The sequence below is a fragment of the Nodularia sp. UHCC 0506 genome (assembly GCF_034931045.1).
Lineage (GTDB): Bacteria > Cyanobacteriota > Cyanobacteriia > Cyanobacteriales > Nostocaceae > Nodularia.
This window is the reverse complement of record NZ_JAYGHH010000034.1, coordinates 23,093-36,533: the sequence shown is the minus strand read 5'-3', so window position 1 is coordinate 36,533 and position 13,441 is coordinate 23,093. Positions and strand designations below refer to the sequence as shown.

The window sequence follows — 13,441 nt, the reverse complement described above, 5'->3', positions numbered from 1 at the left end:
GGGTTTCCTGGGAGGTTGCTGATGAGATTTAGATTCTATTTAAACGTATCGTTGCGTGTAATACTACCATTGGCTGGAGTCTGGAAGGTATGGTTTTGCCCTTCTTCCCAGATAATGTTGCCATTAGTATCGCGTTTGAAAAACTTGTACTCAAAGTTGGTGGAAACAGGTAACGAAGCCGTCACGCTCCAAACTGGATAGTCAGTGGAAGAAAGCTTAATGCCTGAAGATGGTTCCCAATTACTTAACAATGAGTGATTACCCACAAGATAGATATCTTCACCTGGTTGTGTGCTGGCGTTGACTCTGAAGGTAACATTAGCTTGGGATTTGTCGCAAGCATAACGCTGGCAAACCACATCTGGCGCATCACTTTGGCCTTTGTTGATTGCCGCCACTAGATTAATGTATTCGCCCATAGCCCAGCTGAGAGGACTCATGGAGCGTGTTTCTATCCCAGGGGTATAAGGCGCAGGGGTGATAGTTTCCCAACCTGTGATGGTGGCACTTTGATTCCAAATCTGTTCAGGAATGAATCCGGCTTCGGAAGAAAAAGCTTTGAGAGCTTTGAGATAGGACTGTCCCACTGAACCGTTGCCTGATTTGGCAATTTCATAGATACCACGCTCGGCAGTGAAAATCGGCCAGAGACGACCGCGACCAGACCCATCAAAGTTGCGACCGTCATTGTATTCTCCATAACCGTCATAATTGTAACGAAACCAAGCATCTCCCTTGCCATCAAAGGATTGCTTGAGAATTGCATCATATTCTGGAATTGTTTCTAAAATTGTCCAATCGTTGGGACTCATTGCCCCTAAACGCACTAATTCCAGAAACCCACCATCAATGATGTAACGTTCACCGTGGCTTCCTCCGCCGTTTTTAAATTCCAATTCCACATCATCGTTAGGATCTTGGTTTTCAGTAATGCGGATGTAATACTTGCCGTTGCCATGAAAGCCAGTTGTCGTAAACGTCCAGTTGGCTACATTGTTACGCCACTCATCGGCTTTTTTGAGGTAAAAGTTAGCTGCACCGCTATCTCCGACTTTGTTGGCTAGGTCAGCCGCAGAAACTAAACCTGCGATTTCAGCCGCAATCGTTGAAGGTGAGTAGCCCGCCATTTCTTCCCAGCGTTCCTGCTGAGTGTAGGCTCCGTTTTTTGCCAGAAATTCTGCCGCTAGTTTAATTTTTGGCCAGAGGTCAGTCCGATTTAGTTTCCAGGCCAAGATGATGGGCATGGCAGTTTCATCCATCTGTGTGCCATCCCAATATTGTGTGCCATCGACGAAGCTGTTTTGTGGGAAACGGCCATTGGACTGCATTTGGATGTTGAATAAATAGTCAACGGCTTTATTTGCCGAAACTGTATCACCTGCGGCAATCAAAGAACTGGCAAATTTGAATAAATCACGCGGCCAAACTAGATGGTAGCCTCCTTGATTACTGTCGCCATTGGTTTCACCCCAAGGCGTTCCTAGACCAGCAATCATAGCTCCGTTGCTCTTGTCTTGGATACTCTTGAGGGTCATAGCCGCAAGATAATACTGGTCATCGGCCAGACCCTTTTGATTATTAAGTCCTTGAGTGTAAGCTATCCATTCTTGAATATAGGTGTTTTCCAAAGCAACTAGATCACTGTTGAGAGTCGCGTTAGCTACGTTCATAGCGTCTAACTCATTTGTCCCAAACCCCAGGACGACATCAAAGGATATGCTGGTAGCATTACTGTTACCAAAATCTAGCCAACCCATTTGTGCCACGTTACCTTCATAGGCTTGATCATAGTACCAGTCCATTGTCTTATCGTTATTGTTGCCGAACAGGTCGGTAAAACCGTCATTTCGACCAACAAAGCCATGAGAAACCATGATATGATCATCAACGGTTTTCCACGGTAATGAAGTGGCTAGTGCAGAAGAGGTGGAATTAGGTTCAGAGGCTACTAATAGGGTGCGATCGCCTGAAGATAGAGTCCGGGAGTTATCTGCGCCATTTGATGCTTGACCATTACACTGTAGGACATTATTTCCACTGCCTGTATTATTGATTGCTGGGTTGCTCAGAACATAAAGATGATAATCTTTAACCGTTTTTCCTGGTTCCAGTGTCTCAAAAGTAACTCGTTGAATGATAGTAGGACGAGTAGGGTCGCTAAAAAACTTTTTAGTAATTTGCCAACGTTGATCATCATCCTTGGTTGTTACCTGCCAGATCATGGCTCGCTTGTTAACTTGACTAATTTCGTGCTGCTGTTGTTTGCGCTCTTCATCACCCCAAGTTTGATTCGCATCAGTAACTAAAAATTGCAAGTCAACATTTTGTATCCGGTCTACGGTTGGGTAGAACACTTCGGAAAGGATACCCTCAGCACCAGTGAAATAGACATTGGACTTCTCGCTGGCTGAAGTTCCCAGAAAATCTTTAGCTGACGTTGACCAGACAGATGAGCTACCAGGAGCGCAAGGTGCTTGGTTTGCCCAGACTAAACTAGGTTGCAGCAGCATAGACCCCAGCGCCACAAACACAAACACAAAAGAGATGAATAGAATTCTGAACTTTGATTTTTGCATAATCTTAGTTGAAATGGAAAAACATTGATTTTTTGTGAATAATGCTACTAAGACCTATTTGGTTTACTACCATTAGCACGCACATTGACTAATTGACCAAGGAGGTCAAACCAAAAGGGAGCGCCCATGAAAACAGCTAATGTAGTCACAATCCATCCACATAAAGCAGATAAAAACTTCCTCAAATTAGGTTGAGCTTCTTGAATCGAACAAGAATTTTGCTGTTGGCAGTCCATAAAATTCGTCACATTTTCATATATTGGTGCAATAGGTAAGGAATTGCTAAAAATTTTACTGACATTTTCTTGTAGTTGTTCAACATCCAATGGAGAATTATTATCTGTTGGGAAATTGTTTACAAGTTGCACAGCATTATTAGCTAAAGTAGTCCTTAAAATAGAATTATTCAGCAGTATTTGTGAAATATAGAAAGTATCCAGATTTAAAAAAATTGTGATTATCAAAGCCAATAAAAAACAGACTAGCTGAGTATTTCGTTTGTAAATACCTCCGGCTCGTTTCATGGAAGTATGAAACCAATTTTCTATCTCCTTCTGAAAAGATAAGAGAGCATTTTCACCAGCATTTATTTTGATTTTGGCATTGTTAGCTAACATCAAAAGAGTGTCTCTAAGTGCTTGGGGAATTTTGTTTTGAGTTTCTGGAGATTCCAGAAAGGTAATTAGCTCCTGGAATGTCTCAAATGGTAATGTATTTTTTTGCAGTTCATTAACAAGAGCAATGGCAAATATTTCAGGTTCTATATAGCTAGGAGAAGATGTTAAATATAATTTCTCGTAAGCTTTTTCTTGCTCATCTTCCTTTTCATCTCCTACAGATTCAGATTTTTTTTGCCAATGAAAAACAAAATGCGAAGTGAGTCTAGACCATACAGAAACCGCACTATGATTCATACTTTGAATTAGTGGATTTTCATAGATTTGATCCCGAAAATGCTTGGTTTCATTCAAACCTGTAGCATCGTGACACAGCATTAATTGCAAGATAGATTCTTTTAAATGCTGGGAACGCCATTGTAAAAGAGACGCAATTAACTCTTGAATAGCAGAGACAATGAGCGCAGTAGAAATATATACAATTACAAGTCCAATGGCAACATCAAGCATCACAGAAACATTCATAACGAATTCTCTTTTTTACATTGACCTCATCTCTTGATTCGTCTCGCTAGATAAATTTACTGTGTGAGAACAGAGTAAATTTATCTCTCACCTGAATATTTAAATAATCGAGTCAAGAACTTGATTCAAAAGTTGCCATATTTTGCAAAAAACTAATACTAGGAGCAAAGAAGTATTCACCACCTTGCATATTTACCCACAAATCAAAATTGTATGCTACAGTTTCAGGCTGACCCCATTCTTTCGGCCAATTTTGAGTTCCTGGAGGTTGACCAATCAGAGGATCTGCGCCGACATTAACTTGAACAAAGTTCTTGGCATTTGCCCATCTAGTTTGCATGAAATTAAATTGATTTTCAATATTAGATTGAAAGCAAAGAAATAGTAATCCTGAATCTGTTTCAGGTTCTTGTGTGGGATTATTATTCCCATAACTAACTGCCCGACGAGCAATGCGATGTTTTCTTTCTACGTTTAAAGCCTCATCAAAACCAGGAGAAGATTCAACTTTGCCTGTATCTCCGCGAGGATTTGTTTTGCGAATGTGGGCATGAAATGGACATTTAGTCGCAGCACTATCATGGTCATAATTGAAATTGTTAGTTGGAATAGTTGCACAAGTCGGTATATCTGATAAAGTCACCGGAGTGCCATCATAGAAGCGACCAACAACTAATGCACCTGCTAAGTCATCTTCGATATTCAGAGTTTTAGCTAGTTTTGCTTGATCTTGGCGAAATGCTTTGACATTTTGTTCAAGTTTTCGGTAAACTAAATAACTGCCGTAGCTATCTTCAGTTTTTCCATTAGCATCTTTAGCCAAAATGATATCTAAAGAAGCTCTAGAATCCCATTCACTAAAACCGGAGTCTTTTGTGCGTGACCTGATAATATCTCGTTGCAAAAATAGAGGCTGACTCACGCCATCAATAAAGCCGAAATGTTCAATAATTTGTCCAGTTTCATTTCTGAGAATAAAGCCATCTTCTCTGTGAACAATATTAGCTACTTGACATAGTTGTTGCATCATTTTATTCACTGCTTGCAATAAAAAAAAGATGTCATCGTCTGCCATTAGCACAAAAGCATGGATTTGATTTTTAAATCCGTTTTCCCACTTTTCAACTGGCGGATCACCTAAAGTAGTTCTGATATTTTCATTTTTCATTCCCATACGAAATGGCTGGTCAGATGGAATCTTAAAGGGTTCAATGCCCAGATATTCATAACCTTTGCAAGATAAAAAGAAGTTAGCAAACAAACCACCTGAAACTCTTGTTTGTCGGTAACATATAGCTTCGTCTGACTGTTGTTTTGCAGACTTTAAATAGTTGTAGGCAAAGGTTTGAATCCACTGCTTAACGGCTTCAGTTTGATCAGGTTTGAACTGTAAAAATAGATGTACACTATAATCTCGGCCATGTCCCTTGAGAATATTACCCTGCAAATCTGCGAGTAAAATTTCATATTTACCGGGATTTTCAGGATCAATACCATCTTCTGGTAGTTGTTTCAAATCTTCTTCTGTTAATGCCATTGGTTCACTCCTTTAATTACAATTAAGCTCCAAGCTCGACCATTTTGGCGTGAGAAGGCTTGCCTAAATTATTGACGTAAAACATCATGTAGTAACCTGGTGGGTAAAGATTAGCGTTTGTCGGCGTTTTGAAGGTGATGGACGATTGATCACCTAACGCGACATTTTCAATGGTCAAATCTGCCAATCTTTGCCCATAATCAAAGGAATGAGTCACTGAACCCAACTTGATTAAGACAAGAGAACCGTCTTGAGTCGCATTTTTAACAGATACTGTTCCAGATTGACCATATCCCAGCTTTTCAGGCACTGTTACAAGTTGAGGACGTAACCCCGACTTGAATAAATAGGGGGGACTAAATATCTCTGCTTGCCAAATTTCAGCAGGGACGAAGGGTTCTGTGTCTCCTTCAACAAAATAACTTTGAGGGAATTGATAATACTCCTCAAGATTGAATTCCTTTACCTGACCTGATTTATCGACTAGTTTGGGGAATTTATAGTATGTTTGCGGATCTCGCACGATATCAACGTGAACAGTGCCGTCTTTTTCCCGTGCTGCTCGGTTAGCATTGCCACCAATAATCAAAACACGAGCATCCGGTAACAAGAGCGCTCCATTATGATAAAGTCGGGGGAATTTGCCAGGATTCATGGATTTGGTGGTGTAACCGCCGGCAACCTGGGAATTAGCAGTCATTAGTAAAGGCTCATAGACTGGCTTATATTCTGGATATTCACCCCCGTTGACTAACAATACTTCTTTGTTGGGCAGAATCACAGCTTCGACATTAGCTCTCGGCTGGCTGAGGAAATTATCAATAGTTTCCCACTTACCGTTTTTTTCTCCACTCTTTTGAGGAGATATCCAATGTTGGAGGCTAGAAGCAACTCTAGAACCTGATGGGAAGCCGTCTGTGTTACCCCCGCGCCCAAAATTGATATCGTTAGTGCCGATTAGACCACCCAGTAATAAAACATCTTCAGAATTAGGCACTTGTAAAGCAGTTCCATAGGCTTTAGATGTCTCTGCTTTTTCCGGCCCCACCTCAAAACTTACGGAGATGTCGCCGTTTGTATCTTCATGGATGGACATTAAATAGCTTTTTCTGCTGGCTTGTGATACTAACACCCCACTAATACCTGCATCATCTCCAGTGATTAAAAGTCTGCTATCAGCAGTTGGGAAGACTCTAGGATAGAGGTCGATGCTATCGTAGCTATCAACATCTTCTAGTTTGGTGTTAAAAGGACTGTTTTTAATATTTGTGAGGTTGATGTATTGGAATTTCTGGGTTTTGGGATTATAGATTTCCAGGCTAGGATTAATTTGATTGGGAGCATCTAATTTTAGACCCGAAAAAATGACTATTTTGCCGTCAGCTAGTGGAATTAAACTAGGATACCAACGCCCTTCTTGGAGTTGGCCTAAAGTAGACCATTTGTCTGTTTTCCAATTATAAAGGTTGACTTGTCTAGAGCCTGTAAAAGCTCCTCCAGGATAATAGCGTCCAGTACCACCAATAAAAAGGACGTTACCATCTGCTAGCTGTAAATGACCGGAGCAAAATAAATCGTTGGTTTCTCCGTATTGTATGGCAGGTGGTGTAGAAATGCGCTGAAATTCCTGAGTTTTGGGATTAAAGAGGGAAGTATTATTAATCACATTATTTTCTGTGACATTAACTCCTTCTATAAAGCTGATGTTGCCACTGTCGTTAACAAGAGTAGTACGAAAGCTGCTACCGCTTAGGCTTAATACCTTGCCATTGGGGAGAAGGACAGTATGTACAGATTGCATCCGGTTTTCTGGAGGAGGCATTGGGATTGTTTCCCATGCGCCCATTTCTGCTTTCAGTCCGATTTTTGGTAGAGCGATCGCCTGTGGGGAGGTGAAGCCCATCGTTTGTTCCCAGCCACAGAACGTCATTGCGATCGCTAGGATAAAAGCTACAAAAATCGCCACAATTATGCTGTGTTTTGATTTTTCCGCTAACATTTGTTTTTATTATTTATAGAAAGTTTGTTCAATTCTGTCCGTGTAGCTTCAATGGCAAATTCGGCAATTTTATAAGCACTTGGGTGTTCATTTTCAGCATCTTCACCTGGAATCCAAAACTTACGCCGAGTTAAACGCAATGAATTGATAAAATCAGGAATAGCATTGAAAATTTCGATGGCGATCGGACCATGATAAACGTCCAGAACTGGCTCTAAAAAAGATTGCCAAGGTAGCCAACTCGTATGTACAGCCCCTCTATCTGGAGGGGAAATTTGAATATAATGAAGCCTTCCTTGTTGCGCTAAAGTTTCTACTTGTGTTTTAAATATCTCTGGCCCATCTCCATCTAGAGTTTCATGGGCGCTATCAATTACTACTCCCACTTGTTTACTCTCAACGCCATCCAGAAATTCAATTAATTGTGATAACTTGTTTGGCCCTGGTGTTTCCCAATGAGTTATCGGCTCAATTGCTAATTTGACATTTTTGCACATCGCATATTCACCTAACTCATTGAGGATGGGTTGAGCGTTAGCATAGCGTATTTTCAGATGTTCTTGAAGTTCATCACTCCAAATAGGTGTATTAAAGTCTGTAGTGGGAAAAACACCATAGGGGATAATAATTGGCCCCATCATAATTTTACCGCCTAATGCTGCGGTGATATCAACCCGTGATTTGAGATACTCTAAAGCTTTTTTTCGTTGTTCAGGATATGGGGAACTAGGGTCAAATGTTTTAGTCGCCCCGACGTTAGTAGTAATTTTGATATCGGCTAATCCTTGCTCATTCATATCAGAGCGCAGATTTGTATAATCAGCTAAATCTTTGTCGTAGTCTGGAGTTTCCCCAGGTGCGATTGGAAATTCAAAACCAGTGTAGCCATAATTTTGCAGACATTTAATGTGCTGGATAATAATCTGCCGATAATCTAGATCATTTGGCTTCATATTAGTAGTGAACATGAAAAAGCTTAAATAAATATCTGGCAAATTTGATTCATTATTCATCATTGTAATTTCCTCTTTTTAGATCAAGCATCCGGATAAAAAATTATGGTTTTACATTCCAAATCTGACGATAAATTTTCCAGCTTTCACACTCTTTTTTCATGACCCATAAAGCCCGAAAGCGAGTTTCTGTAGATGGACTGCCATCATGTGGGTAAATAGTAGCGACGGAAAGCCCATTTACATAACCAAAATCGTTAAAAACCTCGATTTCTTCAGCAGTGAAGATGGGATCAATATCTTGATTTGCAATTTGACCCATAAACCCTGTGATAATATCAGGAATCCCGCATCGATCAGGGGCATTCGGTGGCATCCAGAGGGCATTTTCTGTGTACATTTCTGCATAACCCTCTATATTTTTTGTCCTCACATTTTCGGGATAGACTACTTCAAAAATTTCTCGAATCTCATCTTTATCTCTAAACATCTTGTTTCCCTTTGTTGGATAATTTGTGTATTGCTTGCAGTCAATTTTTACGAAATACCTGATGACATTCAAAACTAAAGAAAAATTGTTGACATCTCGTGCCAGTTGATTGACTAGGTGAGGGAGTAAAGTAGTAGGAATTACAAATATCCTGAATTTTATCTACCTACTCTCTCTGCGGCAATTTTAGTTTGTAATTATTAATCACAAATAACTAAAAACCGATAACTTTCTCTAAGTATTGACGAGCCATGAGTGCGTATTGCAAAGGATTAGCTTGGTTAGGATCTTGTTCTGCCTCCACCATCAACCATCCTTGATAATTAGCTGTAGCCAGTGTTTGCAAAATGGGCTGAAAATCAATTGCACCAGCCAAATCTCCAGGAACAGTAAATATCCCGGCACGGATTGAATCTAAAAAGCTACGACCAGTGTCTATAGATTCCTGTAAAATTGACTGACGAATATTTTTCAAATGAACGTGTTTGATGCGATCGCTATATTTTTGAGCTACTTCTAAAGGGTCAACTCCTGCGTAGTACAAATGGCCAGTATCAAGAAGCAGATTAACATATTCGGGATTGGTATCCTGCATCAACCGATCAATATCAGTTAAGGTTTCTACTCCTGTACCAATATGGGGGTGATACATCAACTGCATACCGTTTTCCTTGGCTAATTTACCAAGGGTGTTCAGTCCTTTTACCATCTTCGACCATTGCTGGTTATTAAAATGTGGTCTGTTAAGTAAAGGGTCTACACATTTTTTTTGATGAACAGCATAACCCAATTCAGCTACCACAATACTTGTACCACCTATCTGCTGCATAAATTCCATTTGTTTCTGGAATTCTTTTAAGGTTTCATCCTCCTGTCCAACCTCAGTGAATTTGGTTCCAACCCAAGGTTCAGAAATTGTCAAGTTACGAATTTTTAACTCTCTTTGCAAATCTTCGATGTTTTCTGGATATTTACCTGATGTTTGTGAACCTTCATAGTTAGATAAGGCCATTTCACTCAGAATCTGCTGAAATGGGATAGGAGGAGTGAGATCAATAGTAGGGTCATCACCATTACTCCATCCTGTTGGTGTAATACCCACATGGACTTTTTCGCGCTCAAATGTGGGGTTTAAAAGGGGAGGATTAGATGCAGCCGGAACTAAAGAAACTAAACTGGAATTACTCTCATTTGTTGCAGCATTAGCTGGAAGCGTTAAGCTAGTTATCCCTACCAATACAAACACAAATAATAGGGTAAATAAACAAATAATTTCTTTGATTTTAAAGAAAACTGATGATTTATTCATTTGGCAATCATTATTGGTGAACATGGTTTAATGTTTCCTGATTTTTTGCAACAATGTCGGGATAACCTGGTGAAGATGATTATCCAGAGATGATTTCACTACTTCACCAAGGTTATTTGTCAAAATTCAAATTTTACTGATAAGCTCCAAACTGAGTGACATCTCCGTTATAAATAGTGTTGTTAGGCATCAATGAATTAAACAGATCGGTTGAGGAGAATTTAGCTTCCTTAAGAATGGCATCTACTAACCTGGTCTTTCTCATAAAGCTATTGGAAAAATCTGCATTCGATAAATTAGATCGAGAAAGAATAGCTCCTTTTAGTTGAGCATTTTTTCCCACTGCATTAGATAAATCTGCATCAGAGAGAATTGCGTCCGTTAAATCGGCATCGGTTAAATTTGCATTTAATAACTTTGTCTTATCCATCAGGGCATTATACAAATCTGTCTGAGAAAGGTCAGCCCTAGTGAGGTTAGCATCTGATAAGGTGATTCCCATCAAAATAGCACCCGATAGATTGGCTCCTGTGAGATTAGCTCCCTTCAGCTTTGCGTCAGCGAGTAGGGCACCAGAGAGATTGGCGTTGGATAGATTTGCCCCACCCAGTGCGCTGCCATATAAATCTTTACCGGATAGATTCGCTTCCGATAGATCACAGCCAACACAGGCATTTGTGATCAGCAATTTTGTGTAATCTTTGTCTACGAAAGCATGAGCAGGCAAACTAAAAATAGTTAAGCTCAGGATGATAGAAAGGGCAATAGTAGAAAGTCTACGTGACCAAGATGTAATATTCATGTTCGTCCTTCAAATTAGGAATGTTTGCAATTATGTCAGAATGAAAAATCGGCCTTTTCTGAGAACTTGAGTCAGACCAAGTACAACATCTTTGCCCTTAACTAAGACTGACTGAAGGGGGTTCGCTCCAAGTCCCATATCCCAAACCTTTTGCGCCAGGTGGGTTCACCCCAATTGTTGGCCATAGGAGTCCTTCTGGATAGGCTTGTGGACTGGGAATAAAGGTTTGATCATTTTGTTTAGTCCCAAATACATCTCGCCAAGCTGATGGCAGTTGATACCAAGTAGCTATATACCAAAGCTTGATGACATTGCGAGCGAGTGGTCCTAATTTCTCAGATCCTAGAATTTCGCAACGAATTCCTGTAGTTAAGATAGACTCGTCATTGTTATTTTGCGCTTCAAAATTCAGGCGATGAAAGGTTAGTAACAGTTCGGCAAACATATCTTTACCAATGATATTCAATATGGTGTCAAAGTAAAGAGACGCTTGTCCAGTTCCCTGTAAATGAAATCGCGAAAAACCAGTTAAAGTTACTGATAAATCGAGAAAATAGTCCATAAACTCATCTGCATTCATCTCCATTAGTTGTTGATCTCCACAAAAACATTAGATTGATTAGTAGGTGGCAATTTTGATTAAACTAAGTCATCAGCTCATCAATAAAAGTCCTGCTATCGATGAGCGATCGCTAGTTGTGATATCCTCATTTTGGAGCATAGCACTGGAAATCAATTCCGCACTTTTAGTAACAAGATGTGTGAGAAACGGATCTCAATAATCTAATCAAAAGATAGGAGCAGCATTAATTCCATTCATACCGGGAATAGGATTACGAATGAGATTATTCGCTTGTTCCTTCAGGCGAAACATTCCCCCAACGGCGGGAATCAACTTCTCAGGATGTCCGTCAAAAGAATCTTCAATCTCTGCGAGGAAATCACTATAGGCAGTTTGGAATCCTTGGGCTGCTATATACAATTCTGAGCCTTCAGGATAATCGCTGAGTGTGGCATTAGTCTTGAGGGGATAAACTGCCTCCCAATCTACATCAAAGTGTCCACCAGTGGGATGATCGGGATGATCGGATTGTTCCGGCTCATCTTTGTTGACAATATAGTATTGTTCTAATTGTAGTTGTTGAAAACGATAGTAATGGCCTAGTTCTCGTTCTGCATCGTAAATAGCCCCGGTTCTTGACCCCTCTCCCTGCTCTTGAATCACCTTTAAAGCCCGGATTGCTGAACGTAAATCCGTCACTGGGATAATGTCGCCACCACCGTTATAGTAATATTCGGGGGTAATTTGTCGCTGAGGATCACCGCAAAAAAGAGCATCACCCATGTCTTGATGCAGAGCATATAAGCCACGAATGATCTCTGCATAGAATAAGCCAATGCTATAAAAACTATACGAAGGATCATAGCCTAGAACCGATAGCAAAGTCTCTTGTAGAGTTCGAGACACGACTAGGGGCTGGTTTTCGGGAACTTCTTTGGCTCTTTCAATATTCAAAAAAGTTTCTACCGCCTCTGGCGAAAACTTTCTTAGATCAACCGAAAAGTCTTTCGATCCTGTTGGTAAATAGGCAGGATATTGGGGAATAAAATCAGGTGCTGTTAGGGTTGATTTCATGTTTCCTCCCACCGCATTAAAAACATTGGCTACGAGGGTTAGGTGTAGCATTTCTTCTACGGCAACAGCCCGAATAATATGAAAAGCTTCTAAATTAGTTCCGGGTTTAAGGGAGTAAAGTGCAGTCAAATAAGGGGGAATGGTTGCGTGTTCTATCTTCATTGCTTGAACGAGATAGTAATGCAACTGTTCTACTGTTGTAATCAGTTTTAAGCTATTGTCTGTAGTCATAATAGGTCGGCGGAAATGTGTTCTCTATTCTTTAAGGATGACGACGCGAGTTTGAAATTCTAATTGTTTAACTCTTTAAGCATCTGTTCGGCAACCATAAAACTCAAGGCAGCAATTGTCACGGTTGTATTTGAACTACCGATGGTTGGCATACTTCCAGCACCAACGAGATAGAGATTATGATGATCCCAAGAACGCAGAGATTTATCAACAACCGAGTTGTATTGCGTGGTTCCCATGACATGAGTTCCAGAAAAGTGGTTTCCCCCTCGATAGAAATAACCTTCACCCTCAAACTCAAAATAAGCGGGGTCTGAAGGATCGTAGTGAGTATAATCTTCTACTCCCAAACGTTGAAACATGAGGCGAGAGAGTTGTCTTGTGTAGGCAAGAGTTCTGAGAGAGTAATCAGGTATATTGAAGGAAATCACAGGACGATAATTACCCAGTTGATCCTTGTGTTGCGGATCGATGGTGACTCGGTTACTGGGATCAGGGGGTAATTCACACATGAAAGCGAGCAGCAGTTGTCGTGAAATTCGACTAATCAACGTCTGGCGCAATTCTTGTCCATATTTGTTTTTATGATCAACGGCATCTTCCACTTCAGTGTAAGGTGATCCTGTTGCCCATCCCCAACCATCATTGTGAATGTCTACAGCAAAGGCGGATTGTTTGTGGCGAAAATTGCCTTTCCGAAATGTTCCAATTCCTGATGTCACAATGGGGCCTCGCATCGTGCCAGTCACTTCAGGCATCAGACCCC

At 40.5% G+C, this 13,441-nt stretch carries 11 protein-coding genes; all 11 read right to left on the bottom strand.

What is annotated here, in order from left to right:
- Window positions 1–35 precede the first annotated feature (35 nt).
- On the bottom strand, window positions 36–2,510 hold the full coding sequence (locus VB654_RS17395; RefSeq protein WP_323215072.1) for a glycoside hydrolase family 15 protein: 2,475 nt from the start codon (window positions 2,508–2,510) through the stop codon (window positions 36–38).
- 113 nt (window positions 2,511–2,623) lie between these two features.
- Complete coding sequence (locus VB654_RS17390; protein WP_323215071.1) at window positions 2,624–3,718, bottom strand: hypothetical protein; 1,095 nt, start codon at window positions 3,716–3,718, stop codon at window positions 2,624–2,626.
- Window positions 3,719–3,830: 112 nt separating this feature from the next.
- Complete coding sequence (locus tag VB654_RS17385; protein ID WP_323215070.1) at window positions 3,831–5,255, bottom strand: Dyp-type peroxidase; 1,425 nt, start codon at window positions 5,253–5,255, stop codon at window positions 3,831–3,833.
- Window positions 5,256–5,277: 22 nt separating this feature from the next.
- Complete coding sequence (locus tag VB654_RS17380) at window positions 5,278–7,254, bottom strand: galactose oxidase early set domain-containing protein (RefSeq protein WP_323215069.1); 1,977 nt, start codon at window positions 7,252–7,254, stop codon at window positions 5,278–5,280.
- Window positions 7,248–8,270 (bottom strand): sugar phosphate isomerase/epimerase family protein, encoded by a 1,023-nt coding sequence (locus tag VB654_RS17375; protein WP_323215068.1) that lies wholly within the window; start codon window positions 8,268–8,270, stop codon window positions 7,248–7,250. Before VB654_RS17375 ends, VB654_RS17380 begins: the two co-directional genes overlap by 7 nt.
- A gap of 40 nt (window positions 8,271–8,310) precedes the next feature.
- Window positions 8,311–8,697: a nuclear transport factor 2 family protein gene (locus tag VB654_RS17370; protein WP_323215067.1), complete on the bottom strand. Its 387-nt coding sequence runs from the start codon at window positions 8,695–8,697 to the stop codon at window positions 8,311–8,313.
- A 214-nt stretch (window positions 8,698–8,911) separates the two neighbouring features.
- The gene (gene iolE / locus VB654_RS17365) at window positions 8,912–10,030 is read right to left on the bottom strand and encodes a myo-inosose-2 dehydratase (RefSeq protein WP_323215066.1); all 1,119 of its coding nucleotides are present in this window, start codon (window positions 10,028–10,030) and stop codon (window positions 8,912–8,914) included.
- 109 nt (window positions 10,031–10,139) lie between these two features.
- Complete coding sequence (locus tag VB654_RS17360) at window positions 10,140–10,808, bottom strand: pentapeptide repeat-containing protein (RefSeq protein WP_323215065.1); 669 nt, start codon at window positions 10,806–10,808, stop codon at window positions 10,140–10,142.
- A 97-nt stretch (window positions 10,809–10,905) separates the two neighbouring features.
- Window positions 10,906–11,394 carry a hypothetical protein gene (locus VB654_RS17355; protein WP_323215064.1) on the bottom strand — a complete coding sequence of 163 codons (489 nt, stop codon included), beginning with the start codon at window positions 11,392–11,394 and terminating at the stop codon, window positions 10,906–10,908.
- Window positions 11,395–11,595: 201 nt separating this feature from the next.
- Window positions 11,596–12,675, bottom strand: coding sequence for a ferritin-like protein (locus tag VB654_RS17350; RefSeq protein WP_323215063.1), 1,080 nt, complete (start codon window positions 12,673–12,675; stop codon window positions 11,596–11,598).
- Between the two features lie 59 nt (window positions 12,676–12,734).
- On the bottom strand, window positions 12,735–13,441 hold a 707-nt coding region (locus VB654_RS17345), incomplete at its 5' end, for a GMC oxidoreductase (RefSeq protein WP_323215062.1).